The sequence below is a fragment of the Achromobacter sp. JUb104 genome, from assembly GCF_024806975.1.
Classification (GTDB): domain Bacteria; phylum Pseudomonadota; class Gammaproteobacteria; order Burkholderiales; family Burkholderiaceae_B; genus Achromobacter; species Achromobacter spanius.
Genome location: NZ_JANUEY010000001.1, coordinates 1,690,616 through 1,709,682 on the forward strand (window position 1 = coordinate 1,690,616; position 19,067 = coordinate 1,709,682).

Below are 19,067 nucleotides of genomic sequence, written 5' to 3' on the forward strand. Positions count from 1 at the left end.
TCAGGCCTCGGGCGCCGCCAGCGGCCCGGCAGTATGGCCGTCGATATGGCCCAGCGGCCGGCCGGGGTCCAACCGGTCGCGCAAGCGCTGTTTCAGGACTTTGGCTTCCGGAAAACCGCCGTCGCTCTTGCGGTCCCAGATCAGATCGCCGTTGTAGGTGATCTGAAAAATGCCGCCCGTGCCCGGCTGCAACACCACTTCGCCCAGGTCGGTGGAGAAGGTGGACAGTAGCTCTTGCGCCATCCATCCGGCGCGCAGCAGCCACTGGCATTGCGTGCAGTAGAGGATGACGATGCGGGGTCGAAAGGCCGGGGTATTCATGGGGAAATATTCTACTGCGCGTGTCGCTTCTGTCATCGGTGCGCCGCTTGCCCGCCACGGCATTCATGGATAATGTCGGGTTTTCCCGGATGCGAATCGCACCCAAAGCCTGTCATGACGTCTGCTGCTTCTACCCCTGGCCAACGCTGGCTGATCGGTCTCTTGATGGGGCTGGTCACGCTCACGCCGATGGGTATCGATATCTACCTGCCATCGCTGCCCGCCATGGCGGCGGGGTTTGGCGAACCCGTCAGCGCGCTACAGGCCAGCATCACGCTATTCATCTTCGCCGTGGGCCTGGGCCAGATGTTGATCGGCCCCTTGGCGGACCGCTACGGACGTCGGCCCGTTGCCCTGGGCGGAGCAATGGCCTATCTGGCCGGCTCGGCGCTGGGCGCGGCCGCGTCCACGCTTGAGGTGTTTTACGTGGCCCGTGTCATTCAAGGCTTGGGCGCGTGCTCGGCGTCGCTGGTGGCGTTTGCCGCCGTGCGTGACAAGTTCAGCCCTGCCGTGGGTGCGCGCGTCTACAGTTATTTGAACGGCGCCTTGTGCTCCGTGCCGGCGTTGGCGCCTATGCTCGGTGGCGCGCTGGCGGTGCATGCCGGCTGGCGCAGCACCTTCGTCTTCATGGTGTTGTTCGCGTTCGCCTTGATGGTGCTATTGGCCCGGCGCTTCGAAGAGACGCGGGCCGCACCCTCCACGCCACGCGGTCCGCTCTACAGCCTGCCGAGGTATCTGCCCATCATCGCCAGCGGGCGATTTCTGTACTTTGCCCTGTTCGGCATGGCGGGCATGGCGATGATCCTGGTCTTCGTGTCGGCCGCGCCCGTGGTGCTGGTGCAGCAACTGGGTTATTCCGAGCTGGGTTTTTCGGCTTGGTTTGGCGGCAATGCCGCAATCAACATTGCGGCCTTCTTTCTTGCGCCCGCCTTCATCGCCCGGTTTGGACGGCACACCATGGTGCGGGTCGGCATGGTCGCGCTGCTGTTGGCGTCGGCCATGCATGCCGCCGCCTGGTGGTGGATGCCGCTATCGGCCTGGGTGTTCATGCTGCCCGTGGCCGTGCTGACCGTGGGGTTCTCCTTGGCCCTGGGCTCCGGCCTGAGCCTGGCGCTGGAGCCTTTCGCCGACCGCGCGGGCACGGCCGCCGCCGTGTACGGCTTGTTCCAGATGAGCGGCTCGGCTGTCGTCGCCACCGTGTTGCTGGACAGCGGCATGGCGCCGCAAGCCGCGATGGCGCTGATCGGCCTGCTGATTGTGGCGCCGCTCTTGCTCCTGTCGCCCGGCATGGCGCGGCGACTGAAGAGCTGAACACCCCGGGCTGAACTCGGCGCGCTGAACGGGGCGGATCGGCTTGCGCTAGTATCCAGGAAACAATTATTCCTGGAGACAACATGGCCCCGGATTCCCTGAATAACGTAGCGCCGCTTGAACCATTGCTGCTGCGCAGCTCGGCGGGCGGCGTCGTCACGCTGCGCCTGAATCGGCCCTCGCAGTTCAACGCGCTGTCCGAAGGCCTGCTGGCTGCCTTGCAGCACGAGATCGACGCCTTGGCCAGCGACCCCGATGTGCGTTGCGTGGTGCTGGAATCCGCGGGCCGGGCGTTTTGCGCGGGCCATGACCTGCGGGAAATGCGCAGCCAGCCTTCCCTGGATTACTACCGCGCGCTGTTCCGTCAGTGCGGCAGTGTCATGCAGGGTTTGCAAGCGCTGCCCGTGCCCGTCATTGCCAAGGTCCATGGCATCGCGACGGCGGCGGGTTGCCAACTGGTGGCCAGTTGCGACCTGGCCGTGGCCGCGGACACGGCGCGCTTTGCCGTGTCGGGCATCAACGTGGGGTTGTTTTGCTCGACGCCCGCCGTGGCGCTCAGCCGCAACGTGTCCGCCAAGCGCGCCTTCGAAATGCTGGTCACCGCGCGCTTCATCGATGCGGCGCAGGCGCGCGACTGGGGGCTGATCAACGATGCCGTGCCCGAGGCCGAACTGGATGCGCGGGTTGATGCGCTGACGGCGGACATTCTTGCCAAGAGCCCCACCGCCATCCGCTACGGCAAGCGCATGTTCTACCAGCAGCGCCAGATGGCCTTGGCCGATGCCTACGACTACGCCGGCGACGTGATGGCGCGCAACATGATGGAAGCCGACGCCTGCGAAGGCATCGACGCCTTCCTGCAAAAGCGCGCGCCGCGCTGGCAGTCCTAGGCGAAATAGGCCAGCGCCCACCCGCCCGCGGCCGCCATCAGCACCACCCACACGGCCGACCAGCGGGCATAGACCAGCAAGGCAAACAGCAGCAAGGCAAGGCCAAAGTCGGCCTTGTTCAAGATGGCGCTGGTCCAGACCGGGTCATACAGCGCCGCCAACAGAATGCCGACCACGCTGGCGTTCACGCCGGCGATCATGTTGCGCACGCCAGGACGCCGCCGCAAGCTTTCCCAGAACGGCAAGGCGCCCGCTACCAGCAAGGCGCCGGGCAAGAAGATCACGCTCAAGAGCACCAAGCCGCCCACCCACCCCGACAGCGGGCCGGATGACATGGCGCCCAGGAAGGCAGCAAAGGCGAACAGCGGCCCCGGCATCGCTTGCGCCGCGCCGTAGCCGGCCAGGAAGTCGGCGCTGGACACCATGCCGCCCGATACCGCCGTGGCGTCCAGCAAGGGCAGCACCACATGGCCGCCGCCAAACACCAGGGCGCCCGCGCGATAGAAGCCGGCAATCTGCGCAGCCAACGCAGAATCCGACAGGGCCGCCCACACCGGCAGCCCAATCAGAAACGCCACGAAAAGCACCAGCGCCACATAGGCCGCGCCCCGCGACCCGGCCTGGGGATGGCTAGCCATGATGGGCCGGGGCGGCAGTTGCAGCGCCGCCGCGCCCACCATGGCGCCCAACAAGATGGCGCTGATCTGGCCCCAGGCGGTGGGCAACGCGATGGTGATCAGCGCGGTGGCCACCGCCAAACCCGCCCTTGGACTGTCAGGGCACAGCGTACGGCCCATCCCCCACACGGCCTGGGCCACGATCGCCACGGCGGCAACCTTCAGCCCGTGTACGACCGCCGACCCGGACAGCCAGCCGAAGTGGGCCAGGCCCATCGCAAACCCAATCAGCGCCAGCGCGGTCGGCAGCGTGAATGCCAGCCAGGCCGCCGCCATGCCGGCCCATCCGGCGCGGCGCAGGCCAAGCGCCATGCCGACCTGGCTGCTGGCCGGGCCTGGCAGAAACTGGCACAGGGCCACGAGATCTGAATAAGCGTAGTCATCCAACCACTGGCGCCGGTCCACGAATTCCGTACGGAAGTACGCCAGGTGCGCCACCGGGCCGCCAAACGAGGTCAGGCCCAAACGCAGAAACACCAGGAAGACTTCAAGACAGGATCCGCGCGACGGCTGCGCGTGTTCGTGGGCGGCGGCCGTGCTGGCGACGTGCTCGTCGTGCGATGGAGGGTGCGGCATGGGACGTGGGCTTCTTGGTCGGTCGGAGCGCCGGAACCTCGCTCCTGTTCCAAGCTTATAGCCGGGGCACGAGCCGCTTTCAAGCACCGCTTTCATACAACGTTTCAGCCTAGGCATGGCCCAGAACTAAACACTATTTATGGCACTTCTGGTCTGGGCCAATCTGCCGCATCCTACGGGTTCCTGATGGCTTCCCCCTTTCAACAACAACGTTTCAATCAAGGTAGACCCACATGACCCAGCGGTTGGATTACTTCCAGGTGTCGGCGCAACTGTCCAAGAAGTACATGGACTTCAGCACGGCCATGAAAAATGTGCCCGTGATCGAGGAATTCGGCGACCTGGTCGACATCCGCGCCTCGCAGATCAACGGTTGCGGCTTTTGCCTGGACATGCACGTCAAGCAAGCCAAGATCCGTGGCGAACGCGAACTGCGCTTGCACCACGTGGCTATCTGGCGTGAATCGACGCTGTTCTCGGCACGCGAACGCGCCGCGCTGGCCTGGACCGAAGCCTTGACCACCCTGCCCGCCCATGGTGTGCCGGACGAGGTCTATGAAGCGGTGCGCGCGCAATTGTCCGAATCGGAAATCTCGGACCTGACGTTTCGCGTGGTGGCCATCAATGGCTGGAACCGCCTGAACGTGGCGTTTCGCACCGTGCCCGGTTCGGCCGACGCCGCCTTCGGGCTGGACAAGGCCGGCTTGAACTAAGCACGCGGGGCGGCAATGCGTCGGGAGTGCGCGCGCAATACATCAGCTGCTACATCAACGCCCGGATCCGCAGGCCGAATTCATACGCCTGCTCTTGCGACGCGATGTTGGTAAAGCCCAGCAACAAGCCTGACTGCGGATCCGGTAACGACGACCATCGCGACAAGGGATGCGCGTATAGACCTTGTTCCAGCATGCGCGCGGCCAGCGGCTGGTCGCGCAGCTTGCCGTCCATGCGCGCCACCAGATGCATGCCCCCCGGCTGGGAATCAATCCGCAGGCGGCTTCCCAGCGCGGCGCTCAAGCCCGCCGCCGTGGCCTCGCGACGTTCGCTATACAGCCGCCGCATCCGCTGGATGTGACGTCCAAAGTGCCCTTCGCTGATGAAGGCCGTCAGCAGCGCCTGCGTATAGGCCGGCGCGCCGCCCGACAGCAGCCGGCTGATCTGGTCAAAGCGCGGCACGTGCGCCTCGGGCACCACCAGGTACGCCAGGCGCATGCCGGGAAACAGCACCTTGCTGAACGACCCCGCGTACAACACCCGCCCCTGCGTATCCAGACTCTTCAACGCGGGCAGCGGACGGCTGACGTAGCGGTATTCGCCGTCGTAGTCGTCTTCCACAATCCAGGCCTGACTGCGCTCGGCCCAGTCCAGCAGCGCCTGGCGGCGGGGTAACGACAAGGACATGGACAGCGGGCTTTGATGGGCCGGCGTCACCACCGCCGCCCTGGCCTGCCCCGCGCGCGCCACGCCTTCCGCCACCATCAGGCCATCCGCGTCCACCGGCACCGGCACGGCGTCCAAGCGGGCCTGCGCCAACAGCGCCCGCGTGGGCGGATAGCCGGGGTCTTCCACCCAGACACGGTCGCCGGGCGCAAGCAAGGCCTGGATGATCAACTGCATCGTGAAGTTGTAGCCCGAGGTGATATACACCTGCGCGGGCTGGCAATGAATGCCGCGCGCCACGCGCAGATAGGCCGCTACCGCGGTGCGCAGGTCGGGCAAGCCATCCGAGGGCGGATAAGACAGATCGGCCGCCTGCAAGCCGCGCAACTGGCGGGCGCCCAGGCGCGCCCAGAGCTTGCGCGGAAAGGCATCCAGCGCCGGTATGCCCATCTGGAACGGCAGGATGCGGGGCGGCCGATGCCAGCCGTGCTCGTCGTCCGCCGCTTCGACCGGCGCGACGACAGCGGGTGCGGCGGCTTGCGGTTGCAGATCGGGTGCCACGATGGTGCCGGCCTGCCCGCGCGCCTGGATGTAGCCTTCGGCGGCCAGCAGCGAATACGCCACTTCGATCGTGCCGCGCGCCACGCCCATTTCCTTGGCCAAGGCGCGCGCCGACGGAATGCGGTCGCCGGCTTTGAGGGCGCCCTCCGCGATGGCGCTGCGAAAGCGCTCATACACCTGACGGTAAAGCGGGTCGGTGCTGTCCGGGGCAAGCGGTGCCTGGGCCTCGGGGCGGCGGCTGATCATGGCATAGTCCAAAGTTCAATTTATGGCTCTACAAATTATGGCATGGCAAATCTACGATGACGGCTGACTTCCAACCCTGACACCAGCCCCCCTATGCAAACCTCCACGGCCGACCCCGCCCTGCACCACATCGAAACCGAAGAAGAATTACGCGCGTGCCTGCCGCTGATGCGCGAGCTTCGGCCGCATTTGGCTGACGCCGACGACTTCACCGCGCGCATCCGCCGCATGCGTGACCAAAGCTACCGCCTGCTGGCCGGCAACGATGGCGGCAAGCCCGTGGCGCTGGCCGGCTACCGCTACCAGGAAAACCTGATCTACGGCCGCTTTCTGTATGTGGACGACCTGGTGGTGGACGCCACGCGGCGCGGTGGCCGCTGGGGCGCGCGCCTGCTGCACGCGCTGGACGGCATTGCGCGCGAGGCCGGTTGCGCAAAACTGGTGTTGGACACCGGCCTGGCCAATTCGATGGCGCAACGTTTCTACTTTCGGCAAGGGCTCTTGAGCCAAGGCCTGCACTTCAGCAAAAACCTGGACACGACGACCGCATGAACATTCTTCACATCACCTGCAGCCCCCGCGGCCGCGCTTCCGAAAGCCACCGCCTGTCGCAACGCATCATTGAACGCCTGGTCGACGACGCAGACGGCGCGGCGCCCGCCATCGTGGAACTCGACGCCACTCGCCTGCCCCATGTGGACCACGACTACGCGCTGGCGCTAAGCGCGCCGGCAGACCCGGCGGACGACGTGCTGAATCGAGGCGCGCTGCGCCTATCCACCGAACTGATCCAGGCATTGCAAGACGCCACCCACATCGTCATCGCCACGCCCATGCACAACTTCACGGTGCCGTCGGCGTTGAAAGTCTGGATTGATCATGTGGTGCGGGTGCGCAGCACGTTTCGCATCACTCCCGAAGGCAAGATCGGTAATTTGCCGGATCGCCCCGTGTATGTGGCCGTGTCGTCGGGCGGTGAATTCTCGGGCGACGCGGCGCGCCAGCCGGACTTCCTGACGCCCTACCTGAAGCATGTGCTGGGCACGATCGGCCTGTCCAACGTGACCTTCTTTTCGGTGCACGGCACCGCGCGCGGTGATGCGGCATTGCAGGCGGCCCGCGCCTTGGCCGAAGCAAAAATCGCGGCGCATCCGCTGGCTACGGCATCCGTCGCCTGATCGTGGGCCGGCCTGGTAAAGCTTCATAAGTGCTTGTTTACCAGGCCTTTCAGCCACGTCCGCTTATTAAATCGGGTCGCATTGACACCGTGGAAACGCGCACACTACGCTAGGCCGCAAGCAAGCGGCGCCAGCCACTGTGATAACGGCTTCTTAACGAAGCGCCATCACGCATACGGCGTACTTCGCCCGACCGATTCGTTCTTGTTGGAGACGTGCGATGACCTGGCGCCAGCCCCTTCTTTTCATGACCGCTCTCGTCGCGCTAAGCGGCGTTTTTTCCGTACCGTCGCAGGCGGCGTGCAGCGACCAGAAAATAATGACGATGGCAGGCGATGGCAAATCGGTGAAGGCCATCGCCAAGGCCTGCAACATGCCCGTGGCCAAGGTGCGCGCCGCCATGCAGAACCAGACCGATGACGACGACGATAGCATTGCCGCCGCCACGGCAGCGCCCGCGCTGGTGCCCAAGAAGCTGCCGTCCGGCGCCGGTCTGGCCAGTTGCGACTGCCAGGGCACGGTGCCCTACGGCGACAAGGACCCCGAACAGCGCTGCGAAAGCGGCATGTCCATCGCAACGCCGTGCGCCGGTTACTGCCCGCCGCGCGGTATCGCGCCTTGGCGCCGTGTGTGCAGCTAGGCGCGATCAGCCGCTGCTTATGAACCCGCGCTAGCGCGCGTGGACATCGTCATTGCGGCATGTCGAACGCGTATATCCGCTTCCACTCGCGCGCCATGTCCACCACCACCCAGCCTTTGCTGCCCGCTTCATCCAGGGCCTTGTCCAACCGGCCGATCCGGGAATCCCGGTCGTAGGCCCATTCGCGCTTGGCGTCGGTGTGGTGCACCAGGCCAGCAAAGCGCTTGCCCGGTCCCGCCATCGTCCATTGCAGCATCTGCAGGTCGCCGTCGGAATTTCCGAACGCGAAAATGGGCTGCCGGCCGATGAATTTATTGATGGACACGGGCTTGCCTGGGCCGTCGTCGTTGTAGTCCAGCTTGGGCAAGCGCATCAACACCGGCTTACCGTCCTGCATCTGGAATTCCGTGGCGAAGGTGGTGCCAATGACCTGCTCGGGCGGAATGCCGTAGACGTCCTGCGCCCAGGCACGCATGAATTCGACTTCGCCGCCCGACACGATGTAGGTCTTGAAGCCATTGCCGCGCAGGTAGTACAGCAGCTCGCGCATGGGTGCGAAGGTCAGGTTGGTATAAGGTTGCTTGAAGCGCGGATGCTTGGCGGTCTTCACCCATTGCTTGACCTCGTCCGAGAACGCCTGCGTCGTCATGTTGGTATGCGTCACGCCGACAATCTTCAGCAAACCTTCCTTGCCGGCGGCCGCCAGCGTCTGACGGTCGCCTTCCAGCGCGGCCTTGTAGGGCTGTTCCAGTTTCCATTCCGGGTGTTGCGGCGCCAGGACCTTCAATTCGTCCATGGCAAAGATCAGCTCGAAGTACATCGGCTGTTCGCTCCACAGGGTGCCGTCGTTATCAAACACCGCAATACGGTCGACCGGCGCCACATAATCCGGTCCGCCCTCTTTGGTGACCGCGTCCACGAAAGCCAGGATCGCCTGGCGGGACGGGCCCTCGTTCCAGGATGGCAACGGCGTTTGGGCGTGCGCGGCGCAGGCGATAAGCAGCAACGCCAGCATGGCGTAGCAGCGCCGTGCGAAACGGACAGACAGGTTCATGACGATTCTCCTGGAACGGGATCGAACTTGCGAGGGTCAAGCGGCATCAGGCCAAGGCGCGGCGCGGGGGGCTTGGCTGGCCGTGCGGCTGGCGCGGCGTCAGCGGCTGGCGACGCCGTTCTTGCGGGCCTGCGCCAATTTCCACTGCTGCGGCGTCATCACCGTGCGGAATCCCAGGTGCGACATGCCATTCATCGGGTCGGTGCCGCGCCGCGCGCTGGTGCGGTAACTGATGCAATAGGTATCGCTGCACAGGAACGAGCCGCCACGGGTTACGCGCTTGGGCGCGCCGGGCGGCACAGCGCCGTCGTCCGGGTCGAAGCTGTCGGCCGGCCCGGCGGGGTCCACGGGCGGCTTGCGGTACTGCGCCTGAATCTTGAAGGCGTCGGCGCGGTACCAGTCGGACGTCCATTGCCAGACGTTGCCGGCCATGTCGTAAAGCCCGTAGCCGTTGGGCGAGAAGCTGCCGACGGGCATGGTGCCCACCTGCACTTTTTCATCCTTCACAACGGGAAACGGCTGCGCTTGCTGCGTGTCCCAGATATTGGCCATCGGCTTGCCCTGGGGCAAAAGCTCTTCGCCCCAGGCGTAAGTGGCCTGTTCGAGTCCACCGCGCGCCGCCATTTCCCATTCAGTTTCAGTCGGCAGGCGCTTGCCGGCCCATTTTGCATAGGCCACGGCATCTTCGTACGACACCTGCACGACGGGGTGATCGTCCTTGCCGTCGATCGACGTGCCCGGGCCTTGCGGATGCCGCCAATTCGCGCCCGCCACGTAGCGCCACCAACGCGAGTAATCGCGCAGCGACACCTCGGACTCGGTGCCCACGAACACCATGGCGCCGGGCACCAGCAGGCTGTCGTCGGGGCGCGGCGTGCCGGGTGGCAATTGCACCTTCAGGTCTTCCCATTTGGGTTTTTGCTCGGCTGTCGTGACATAGCCGGTGGCTTCTACAAAGCGGCGGAACTGCGCATTGGTGACGTCGTTCACGTCCATCCAGAACCCGCTTACCGCCACCTTGTGCGCGGGCATTTCATTGGGTTGCGCCAGCTTGTGGCTGCTGCCCATCAGGAATTCGCGCCCTGGCACCCATGCCATGCCAGGCGGGCCATTCTTGCCGTCGCCCAACACCACCTTGACGGCTTGTGGCTTGCCGTCGTCGGCCATCACCAGAAAAGCCGTGCTTGCCGCCACCCCCAGCACCACGCCGCCCAATAGCAGCGCGCCAACCAGGCGGGATTTGTTTTTCACTTGCTTCGTCGCCATATCGAGTCACCCGAAGTCAAAGAAATTCATAGGGCCGCCCGGAAGAGGCAGGTTCGACCAATGCGGGTCGGGAATACCAACGTGACGGTGCATCGGATCGACGCCGACGACCCTGCGCGCCGCATACCCGGACTTTCGGAAAATCACGAGAAATAAAATGCCTTTCGCAATATTCTCACAGAGTTTTGCATCGCCCAAGCCTGGCGTTATCCGGGGAATCAGGAAAAGCGCCCGGCATTACTCTTGCGTCCCCGGTTGGTTTTCCGGTCGGGCATGCACTTGATGGATGCGCAGGCCGTCGCGGCGCGTGACCTCGAAATTCCAATCATGCAGGCGGATCATGTCGCCGGCGTCGGGCAGTCGGCCCACCGCGCGCAGCAGGCAACCCGCCAGCGTGGCGTCCGGGGTGTCCGCAACCAAGCCGGGCGTGTCCAGCAAACGGGCGGCTTCGCCTACCGACAAACCGCCTTCCAGCAACCATGAACCGTCCGACAACTGCAACGCTTCAGGCTGGTCTTCGCTGTGTTCGGGCAGCTCGCCACCCACGGCGGTCAGCACATCCATTGGTGTAACCAGGCCCTCGCAGACACCGTGTTCGTCCACCACGATCAGCATGTGGTCGCGCGTGGCGCGCAGTTCTTCCAGCACCTTCAACACCGGCGTCGTCTCCATGACGTAGCGCGGTTCGCGCGCCAGGTCCACCAGGTCGATGGGACCAGGGTTGCTCAACAGCGGCAGCACGTCCTTGAAGTGCAACACGCCCAGCACGTTGGACGCATCACCCGCGCAGAGCGGCAAGCGCGAGTGGCCGCTGGCGAACTTGCGCACAACGGCTTCGGACGAATCCGCCACATCCAGCCAGACCATGTCGCCGCGCGGCACCATGATGGAGCGGACGTCGTGCCCGCCCACGGAAAGCACGCGCTCGATCATGGAGCTTTCTTCGGGCGCGAAGGCGGGCTCATCGCCCGCGCTGTCCACCAGCGCCACCATTTCGTCGGCCTGTTGGCCGGGTTGGCCGGCGCGTCCCGTATGCAGCAGGCGCAACACGGCCTGCGCGGTGCGCTGGCGGCGGCCCAGGGCGTGCGTGCCCTTGGCGCGGTTACGACGAGCCAACTGGTTGCACAGCTCGATCAAAATCGAGAAGCCGATCGCGGCATACAGATAACCCTTGGGCACATCGAAGCCCAGGCCTTCGGCAACCAGGCTGAAACCGATCATCAGCAGCAGGCCCAGGCACAGGATCACCACGGTGGGGTGGCGACCCACGAACGCCATCAACGGACGGCTGGCCACCATCATGACGGCCATCGCCACCACCACGGCGATCATCATGATGCTGAGTTCCTGCACCATACCGACCGCGGTGATGACCGAGTCCAGCGAGAACACGGCGTCCAGCACCACGATCTGCAAGATGACCTGCCAGAAGATTGCGTGCTGTGGCTTCTGACCGGACTCGTGGCCGGCGCTGCCTTCCACGCGCTCGTGCAATTCCATCGTGCCCTTGAAGAGCAGGAACATACCCCCCAGGATCAAGATCAGGTCCCGCCCGGATATCTCGCTACCCCAAACGGTAAAGAGCGGCGCCGTCAGCGTCACCACCCAGGCGATACTGGCCAGCAGGCCCAAGCGCATCACCAGCGCCAGGCTCAGGCCGATCATCCGCGCCCGGTTGCGCTGCTCGGGCGGCAGCTTGTCCGCAAGAATCGCGATGAACACCAGGTTGTCGATGCCCAGCACAATTTCAAGAATCACCAGGGTCGCCAGGCCGAGCCAGGCGGTGGGGTGGTACATCCAGTCGAAAATCATTGTGGGTCCGCGAATGTCGGGCGTGCGCGCGCAGCGGCGCCGCCTTGCTGAAGGAGGAAAGCGTGGGGATTCAAGGGGGAATGGTCAAAGCCGGGCGGCGCGCGGCACGCGAGTTGCGGCGGCACAGTGGCGATGCAGATTGAAACCGCGCGTCGTGTTGATGCCACGGCGCGCCGGCGGATAGAGAGAAAAGTTGGGCGCCGGGGCGCCCTGCTAGGAGGGGGGTCTTGAGTCATAAAAGGCCGTGTTCACGGGGTTGCCTTCGCAACCTCAGGACGCAAACACCGCCGGGCTCTCGTTCTTACAGGAAACTGAATAATACCTGAAAGCGATATCGCCCCATTTTGCCGGGGGCCAGGCCTCAGCGCGTATCCGCCCCACCTCCAGAGCCGGACGATGCACCCGACCCAGGCATGCCCGTGTTATCCGGCGCCCCCGTCTTGCTGCCACCACTTTTGCCGCCACCGCGCGTATCCGTATCCGGGGCTTTCTGGCGCGGATTTGCATCGCCCTTGGGCGGAGCATTGGAGTCGACAGGCCGGGGCTTCGACGTCCCGGTCTTTTCTTCAGTGGCAGGCATTTTTTGCTTGTCGGGATTTTGCGTTCCCGGCACGGGCTCGCGAATGACATTGGGCGGCGCCATCTTGTCGTCCGCCGTGGGCATGGGCGTGGAAGGCGGCGGCGCGGCTTGCGCGACCAGCGTGGTCTGGCTGGTCTGCGCCGTGGTCGCATGCCAAGGCAACACCGCCAACATGGCGGATATCAGTAGCAGTTTGTGGCTTTTCATCGTTGTCTCCCAATTAAAAACAGTGACAAACTAATTGCCAGCGGATAACGAGTTGTTGCGGGGTCTCTATCAACTGCGGGGCAAGTAGCGTGCCTGCCCCAAAACTGGAGCGATGCATGGACGATCAATCCTCGAATGACGGTTCCGGATCAGGCCAGCCCGTCGCAGGCCGGCGTGGGCTGCTCAAGGCGCTGGCGGTGGGCGTGCCCGGCGCCGCCTGGGCCGCCCGCGCGGCAGCTGCTCCCTCTGCGCCCGCCCCCGCCGCCGGCAACCCGGAAGGCCAGGCGGCCATAGCGCCCTCCGCCGACCGCACCCTTCGATTCTTCAACGCCCAGGAAGCCCAGGCGATGGACGCCATCGCGGCACGCTTGATTCCCGCCGACGACTTAGGCCCCGGCGCAAAAGAAGCCGGCGTCACCTATTTCCTGGATGGCCAGTTGGCGGGCGCCTGGGGCGCGGGCAGCCAGTTCTATCGACAAGGTCCGTTTGAAAAAGGCACGCCCGAGCAGGGCTACCAGTTGTCATTCACGCCGGCCGAGATGATCCGGCGCGGTTTGGCCGCGCTGGACGCCGCGACCCGCAAGCAAGACGGCAAACCCTTTGCAGAACTAGATGAAGCCAGGCAGGACGCCTGGCTTCATGACTTGCAGGCGGGCAAAGTCGATTTTTCTCCGCTGCCGTCCGACATCTTCTTTCAGGCCTTGCTGGACGGCACGATCGAAGGCTTCTTTTCCGACCCGCTCTACGGTGGCAACGTCGACATGGTGGGATGGAAGCTGGTGGGATTTCCCGGCGCCTATGCGTCCTTCTCCAACGATATCGAACGCCATGGCGTGATTTGGGCGGGCAAGCCCGTGTCCATCGCCAATGCGGTGGGCCACAAGATGAAACCGGGAGACGGACATGGCTAAAACGCTACCCCCCGTGGACGTCGCGATCATCGGCGGCGGCTGGACGGGTTCCATCATCGGCAAGGAGTTGGCTGCGGCCAAGCAACGGGTGGTGGTGCTGGAACGCGGCCAGGCGCGTTGGCCCTCCCCTGATTTCCAGGGCCCTAACGTCCACGACGAATTGAAGTACGCCCGCCGCCACGAACTGCACCAGGACGCGGCCACCGAAACCTTCACGTTTCGCAACAGTACGGACCAGAAGGCGCTGCCCATGCGCCGCTGGCAGTTTGCGTATCCGGGCACGCACCTGGGCGGCGCGGGCAACCACTGGTCGGGCGCGTACTACCGCTTCGATCCCACCGACTTTCGCATCCGCAGCCACTACACCGAGCGCTATGGCGCGAAGATTTTCGACAAGGAACTGAGCTGCCAGGACTGGCCCGTCAGCTATGACGAGCTGGAGCCCTATTTCGACCGGTACGACTATTTGATCGGCGCCTCCGGCCAGGCCGGCAACATCAAGGGGCAAAAGCAGGAAGGTGGCAACCCCTTTGAACCCTGGCGCTCGCGGCCCTATCCGAATCCGCCCATGAAGGTGCCCTACGCGCCCGCGCTGTTCGGCGAAGCCGCGCGCAAACTGGGCTATCACCCCTATGTGCAGCCCTCGGCCCTCTGTACGCGCCCTTATGTGAATTCCGAGGGCCTGCACATGAGCGCCTGTGTGTACTGCGGGTTCTGTTCCAACTTTGGCTGTGAGCATTTCGCCAAGGCCTCGCCGCAGGTCTGCATCTTGCCCGTGGCCATGAAGATGGAGAACTTCGAGATCCGCACGGGCGCGCACGTGCTGCGTGTGGAACTGACGCCGGACAAGAAGCGCGCGCGCGGCGTGACCTATGTGGACGCGGCGGGCGAAGAGGTTTTCCAACCGGCCGAGGTTGTGGTGCTGTGCGCCTTTGGCATCAACAACGTGCGCCTGCTGCTGCTCTCGGGCATCGGCAAGCCTTACGACCCCGCAACCGATACCGGCGTCGTGGGCCGCAACTACACCCACCAGACCACGTCGGGCGTGAACCTGTTTTTCGACGAGTCGATCAATATCAACCCATTCATGGGCGCGGGCGCGGTCGCCGTGACCATGGACGATTTCAGCGCCGACAATTTCGACCACGGGCCACTGGGGTTTGTGGGCGGCGGGTATCTGCAGATCCAGGTGGTCAGCGGCGCGCCCATCGGCTTTCATCCCACGCCCAAAGGCACGCCCACCTGGGGCGCCGACTGGAAGAAGGCCGTCAAGCGTTACTACAACCATTCGGCGTCCATCACCATCACCGGGTCCGCCCAGCCCTGGCGCGGCGGCTATCTGAGCCTGGACCCCACCTACAAGGACGCCTGGGGCCTGCCGCTGCTGCGCATCACCTACGACTTTCCGGACAACGACATCCGCATGTCGGCGTTCCTAACCACCAAGGGTGACGAGATCGGCCGCGCCATGAAGGGCATCGTGCGGACCGAGCCCGGCCCGCGCAAACGGCCTTTTTCGGCAACAGCCTATCAGTCCACCCACCTGACCGGCGGCGCGGCCATGGGCGACAACCCCGACACCAGCGTCGTCAACCGTTACGGGCAAAGCTGGGACGTGCCGAATGTGTTTGTGACCGGCGCGGCCTTATTCCCGCAAAACTCGGGCTACAACCCGACAGGCACCGTGGGCGCCACCGCCTACTGGATCGTCGAAAAAATCAAGGCGGACTATCTGCGTTCGCCGGGACCGCTGGTGTGATCATGATTGAACATCGCAAAGGCATATCCGTCGCCATCCTGCTGATCATGGCGCCGCCGCTGGTCACGTTGATCGCCACGGCGCACCAGATGATCGGCACCGGTGGCGACGGCCTGATCCGCGCCAGGGCCGTCACGGCATCGGCGCCACCCGCGACCGCGTCACCCGCAGCGCCAGCAGCAGCTGGCCCGGCCGCGCCGCCCCAGGCCGCGGCGCCCACGTCCGCGCCACCACCGTCCGCGCCGCCCAAACCCGCCACCCCCGTACCCGGCCGCAGCGCACAGGACTTCAGCGCGTCGCGTCCGGAATGGGAGAACTTCCTGCGCGATGCCGACCCACAAGCCGGCAAGCAGCTTGCCGCCAATGGCAAGCCCGCGGCGGGCGTGCAGGCTTGCGTGGCCTGTCACGGGCAAGCCGGCATCACACCCACTGGCGGCATCTTTCCGAATCTGGCGGGCCTGAGCAGCGAGTATCTGGCCAAGCAACTGGCCGACTTCCGCAGCGGCACGCGCGTTCAACCACTGATGAATACGGTGGCGCGCGCGCTGACCGAGCAGGAAATCGGGCAGCTGGCGGCGTACTACGGCACCCTGGCCGGCCCGCCGATGCATGTGGGCGAATTCGGCGGCGAAGCGGCACGCAAGCTGGATGTGCAAGGCGACGGCACGCGCGCCCTGCCCGCTTGCGCGAATTGCCACGGCCTGCGCGGCATGGGCGAAGGCCCGCTGTTGCCGCGCCTGGCGGGGCAGTCGCGGGAGTACTTCGTCGACCAGATGAATGCCTTTCGCAGCGGCTCGCGGCAGAACGATGACGTCGGCGTCATGCGCGCGTTTGCGCAGCGTCTGACCGATAGCGAGATCCAGGCATTGGCGGCCTACTACGCGGGGCCCGCGCCCAAGCCGCAATAAGCGGCGTCACTGGCTAGGGCTTAGCAAGTCCGACAACGCGTCGCCCAGTTCCTTGACCGCACCGGTCACGCCTTGGGCGGCGCCTTCCGCGCCCACACCGATCGCGCGGCCGAAGCCCTGCGCCACTTGCGCGGCGAAACCGCGCGTGACCGAGAACTTGGGGTTGTCCAGGCTGCCGCGCAACGCGAACTCGAATCGCAGTGCGCCGGTCTTGTCCTTCATGGCGGCCAGCACCGCCTTGCGGGGTAGCGAAAACACCGAACCATCACCGCTGAATTTCAGCCCACGCAGCGCCACAACGCCCGACGCCCGCAAATCTTGCTTGGCGATGGCGGTGCTCATGTCCAGGTCCATCGCGCCGCCCGTCAGCGTGCCGGCGCCGTTTTCCGCCAGGTACGGCGCCGCGTGTCGGATATCCATATTGCGCACCGCGACCTTCATTTCTGAATCGGTGCCGCCGATTTCCACCCAGCCCTGGGCCCGCACCGTCGATTCGCCATTGCGGTTGTCTTCCACGTCGCCGGCGAATTCAATGTTGCTGCGCACGCTATCGCCCGGAATCATCACGGGGCTCAGCCGCGCCCGCACGTTCTTGAAAGGGATACGGTGCGCGGGCGTGGCTACGGCGGCGTCAACAAAGTCCAGCCGCCCGTCGCGCAGCACCAGTTGCGCGATGTCGATTGGCATGCGGCCGCGCGTGCGCCCTTCGCCCGCTTGCAGCGCCGTCTTCAAGGCGGGCGCAATCTGCATATCGCCGTTGTCGGTGCGCACGACGGCAAAGTCAAAGCCCTCGACGGTGACGGTGTTGAACACCGCTTCATGCCGCAGGAAGCCGGACCACTTGGGCTCCAGCACGATCCGCTTGGCGCGCGCCTCCGCCTGACCGGACGCACCCGGTACCACGACGTCGGTCAACACCACTTGCCGGAACCCGACCTGTACGTCGCCGACCTGGCTGCGCGGCCCAAGCAGGCTTGAAACGCGCTGTTCAACAATACGGACGGCGGCAAACGCAAGAATCGCCGCCAGCGCCATCAGCATCAACAGCACCGCCAGGGTCGACCCCAAGGCGGAGCGCTGGCGCGATGCGGGAGCAAGCGAATTCATGAGCAATCCTGGATAGAGCCAACGGGAGCGCATGACCAAAGTGCATGGTCAGAGCGCATGGTCGAAGATACGGCCACATATTTCAATGGCCGGAAAGGATGATGGCAGCAAACCGGGGGCCCAAGCAAATGGCCCCGGCCGCGCCTGTCAGGGGCGAGGCCGGGGCCGTCGGGATACGCGCTGCCGGTATGCGGTCTCAAGGCGCGATCAAGGCGCTAGCGCTGCGTCTTGTTTTGCTGGCCGGGGTTCTGGCCTTGCTGGCCTTGACCCTTGTCGATCTGCTGGCCGGGTTGTTGCCCCGACTGCTGACCAGGTTGTTGGCCCGATTGTTGGTTGCGGTCCTTGGGGTTTTCCTGGGCCTGTTGTTTTTGCGGCTGCTTTTGCTGGTCGGGCTGGTTCTGATTGGACATTACAAGTCTCCTAGAGGGCGGAACAACTCCGCTGGACTTGCTGTCGCAACTGACGTGCCCAAACGCCCTGCGCGTGGGGTTTAGGTGCGGGAGGCGGTCGGGGACGGGACGATTCCGGTAAGAATTACCGCTCCTGCGGGGCTACTGCGTGGTCACACGCACAGGCGGACCGGGCTCGGCATCGGCGCCGTCGAACGCCTCGATCCAGGACGACGCATAGGTAGCGGAGGCGGCCAGCGGCGCTATCCCGTCGCGTTGCGTGCGCAGCCGCAGCATCAACTCGTCCAGCGTCATGGGTCGGCCCAACGCGAAGCCTTGGCCGTAGCGGCAACCCGCTGCCCGCAAGGCGGGGATGTCGGCCACGTTCTCGACCCCCTCGGCCACCACCCGCCACCCCATGCGGGTGGCCAGCTCGGCGGCGCTGCGCAGCACTTCGAACGCCACGGCGCTGCGCCGCATGCGCGTCACGAAATACTGGTCGATCTTGACTTCGGAAAGCGGAATGGCCGACAGCAGCTTCAATGAGGCGTGCCCGGTGCCAAAATCGTCCAGGCTGACCTCGCAGCCCGCGTCCTCCAGCTTCATGAGCGACGCGCGCAAGACGTCAAGGTCCTTGATGGGCTGGTCTTCGGTGAGTTCGACGCGCACCAGCGAGGCCGGCAGTTCCGCCGCGCGGATACGGTCAAGCAGGAAGGCGACCGAGCGGTCGTCGGCAAGCGTCGTGGCCGGCGCGTTGATCGCGATCGGCACCGCGACGCCCATTCGGCGCATGGTCAGCAGCACATCGATCACGCGCAGGCAAACGCGTTCGAACAGTTGCTTGTCCATACCCATGCGATTGACGGCAGGAATGAATTCGGCAGGCATGACCAGCCCAAGCCGGGGATGCTGCCATCGCGCCAGCGCCTCGGCCGACACGATTTTCCCCGTGAGCAAATCCATTTGGGGCTGCAACAACACGCGCAGCCCATCTTTTCCTGCAACCATGGCGGCGATTTCATCATCGCTGACCACCGAGCTGGTTGAAGCCTCGTGATTCGGCGTCATGTCAACGCTCCTCGCATGTCCCTGGATAACGCCTGCGCTGTCCGGGCGCAGATAGGGACACATTGGGACATGAGTTCACTCTTGGCTTGCCGCTATTGCGTCACCCACATAACCGGTGACGCCATCGCAAATGTTTTTTTATGCCATTTCGCGCAATTGTTCCAGGCAAATTTGCGTGTTTCAGTCCATTAATTCACATTAATGTAACCAGCCGTATATGCCAACG

At 64.8% G+C, this 19,067-nt stretch carries 19 protein-coding genes; 9 read left to right on the forward strand and 10 right to left on the reverse strand.

What is annotated here, in order from left to right; genetic code table 11:
* On the reverse strand, positions 1–321 hold the full coding sequence (locus M2361_RS07600) for a SelT/SelW/SelH family protein (protein WP_259247488.1): 321 nt from the start codon (positions 319–321) through the stop codon (positions 1–3).
* Between the two features lie 114 nt (positions 322–435).
* On the opposite strand from M2361_RS07600, the gene M2361_RS07605 reads away from it, so the two are divergent.
* Together M2361_RS07605 and M2361_RS07610 are read left to right on the forward strand one after the other, a co-directional pair.
* Positions 436–1,632, forward strand: a complete 1,197-nt coding sequence (locus tag M2361_RS07605; RefSeq protein WP_259247489.1) for a multidrug effflux MFS transporter — start codon at positions 436–438, stop codon at positions 1,630–1,632.
* Between the two features lie 83 nt (positions 1,633–1,715).
* Entirely contained in the window at positions 1,716–2,522 is an 807-nt protein-coding gene (locus M2361_RS07610) for an enoyl-CoA hydratase (protein WP_259247490.1), read from the forward strand.
* Here M2361_RS07610 and chrA read toward each other — a convergent pair.
* A complete protein-coding gene (gene chrA / locus M2361_RS07615) occupies positions 2,519–3,775 on the reverse strand; it encodes a chromate efflux transporter (RefSeq protein WP_259247491.1) in 1,257 nt (418 codons plus the stop codon). The two genes, M2361_RS07610 and chrA, sit on opposite strands and share 4 nt — an antisense overlap.
* A 233-nt stretch (positions 3,776–4,008) precedes the next feature.
* Here chrA and M2361_RS07620 point away from each other — a divergent pair, with 233 nt between their 5' ends.
* Positions 4,009–4,488 carry a carboxymuconolactone decarboxylase family protein gene (locus M2361_RS07620; protein ID WP_259247492.1) on the forward strand — a complete coding sequence of 160 codons (480 nt, stop codon included), beginning with the start codon at positions 4,009–4,011 and terminating at the stop codon, positions 4,486–4,488.
* Between the two features lie 49 nt (positions 4,489–4,537).
* Here the strand turns inward: M2361_RS07620 and M2361_RS07625 are convergent, their stop codons facing one another.
* Positions 4,538–5,962 (reverse strand): PLP-dependent aminotransferase family protein, encoded by a 1,425-nt coding sequence (locus tag M2361_RS07625; RefSeq protein WP_259247493.1) that lies wholly within the window; start codon positions 5,960–5,962, stop codon positions 4,538–4,540.
* Between the two features lie 93 nt (positions 5,963–6,055).
* On the opposite strand from M2361_RS07625, the gene M2361_RS07630 reads away from it, so the two are divergent.
* The 3 genes from M2361_RS07630 to M2361_RS07640 all read left to right on the forward strand — a co-directional run bounded on the left by M2361_RS07630 (position 6,056) and on the right by M2361_RS07640 (position 7,780).
* Positions 6,056–6,514, forward strand: coding sequence for a GNAT family N-acetyltransferase (locus tag M2361_RS07630; protein ID WP_259247494.1), 459 nt, complete (start codon positions 6,056–6,058; stop codon positions 6,512–6,514).
* Complete coding sequence (locus M2361_RS07635; RefSeq protein ID WP_259247495.1) at positions 6,511–7,140, forward strand: FMN-dependent NADH-azoreductase; 630 nt, start codon at positions 6,511–6,513, stop codon at positions 7,138–7,140. The genes M2361_RS07630 and M2361_RS07635 overlap by 4 nt, the downstream gene beginning before the upstream one ends.
* 247 nt (positions 7,141–7,387) lie before the next feature.
* Complete coding sequence (locus tag M2361_RS07640) at positions 7,388–7,780, forward strand: hypothetical protein (RefSeq protein WP_259247496.1); 393 nt, start codon at positions 7,388–7,390, stop codon at positions 7,778–7,780.
* A gap of 49 nt (positions 7,781–7,829) precedes the next feature.
* Here the strand turns inward: M2361_RS07640 and M2361_RS07645 are convergent, their stop codons facing one another.
* The 4 genes from M2361_RS07645 to M2361_RS07660 form a co-directional block, all read right to left on the reverse strand.
* The gene (locus M2361_RS07645) at positions 7,830–8,834 is read right to left on the reverse strand and encodes an HAD family phosphatase (protein ID WP_259247497.1); all 1,005 of its coding nucleotides are present in this window, start codon (positions 8,832–8,834) and stop codon (positions 7,830–7,832) included.
* 99 nt (positions 8,835–8,933) lie between these two features.
* Positions 8,934–10,001 (reverse strand): formylglycine-generating enzyme family protein, encoded by a 1,068-nt coding sequence (locus M2361_RS07650; RefSeq protein ID WP_404976352.1) that lies wholly within the window; start codon positions 9,999–10,001, stop codon positions 8,934–8,936.
* A 336-nt stretch (positions 10,002–10,337) separates the two neighbouring features.
* Positions 10,338–11,912 (reverse strand): TerC family protein, encoded by a 1,575-nt coding sequence (locus tag M2361_RS07655; RefSeq protein WP_259247499.1) that lies wholly within the window; start codon positions 11,910–11,912, stop codon positions 10,338–10,340.
* A gap of 361 nt (positions 11,913–12,273) precedes the next feature.
* Positions 12,274–12,699 (reverse strand): hypothetical protein, encoded by a 426-nt coding sequence (locus tag M2361_RS07660; protein ID WP_259247500.1) that lies wholly within the window; start codon positions 12,697–12,699, stop codon positions 12,274–12,276.
* Positions 12,700–12,815: 116 nt separating this feature from the next.
* Between M2361_RS07660 and M2361_RS07665 the strand changes: the two genes are divergently transcribed.
* Genes M2361_RS07665 through M2361_RS07675 form a run of 3 tightly spaced genes read left to right on the forward strand, consistent with a single transcriptional unit; the run spans position 12,816 to position 16,277 of the window.
* Positions 12,816–13,610, forward strand: a complete 795-nt coding sequence (locus M2361_RS07665; RefSeq protein ID WP_259247501.1) for a gluconate 2-dehydrogenase subunit 3 family protein — start codon at positions 12,816–12,818, stop codon at positions 13,608–13,610.
* Positions 13,603–15,369, forward strand: a complete 1,767-nt coding sequence (locus M2361_RS07670) for a GMC family oxidoreductase (protein ID WP_259247502.1) — start codon at positions 13,603–13,605, stop codon at positions 15,367–15,369. The genes M2361_RS07665 and M2361_RS07670 overlap by 8 nt, the downstream gene beginning before the upstream one ends.
* Before the next feature lie 2 nt (positions 15,370–15,371).
* Complete coding sequence (locus M2361_RS07675; RefSeq protein ID WP_259247503.1) at positions 15,372–16,277, forward strand: c-type cytochrome; 906 nt, start codon at positions 15,372–15,374, stop codon at positions 16,275–16,277.
* A 6-nt stretch (positions 16,278–16,283) separates the two neighbouring features.
* Here the strand turns inward: M2361_RS07675 and M2361_RS07680 are convergent, their stop codons facing one another.
* The 3 genes from M2361_RS07680 to M2361_RS07690 all read right to left on the reverse strand — a co-directional run bounded on the left by M2361_RS07680 (position 16,284) and on the right by M2361_RS07690 (position 18,841).
* Positions 16,284–17,384: a DUF748 domain-containing protein gene (locus M2361_RS07680; RefSeq protein ID WP_259247504.1), complete on the reverse strand. Its 1,101-nt coding sequence runs from the start codon at positions 17,382–17,384 to the stop codon at positions 16,284–16,286.
* Positions 17,385–17,599: 215 nt separating this feature from the next.
* Positions 17,600–17,794, reverse strand: coding sequence for a hypothetical protein (locus M2361_RS07685; RefSeq protein ID WP_050444732.1), 195 nt, complete (start codon positions 17,792–17,794; stop codon positions 17,600–17,602).
* A 141-nt stretch (positions 17,795–17,935) separates the two neighbouring features.
* Positions 17,936–18,841: an EAL domain-containing protein gene (locus M2361_RS07690; protein WP_259247505.1), complete on the reverse strand. Its 906-nt coding sequence runs from the start codon at positions 18,839–18,841 to the stop codon at positions 17,936–17,938.
* Positions 18,842–19,067: the final 226 nt, after the last annotated feature.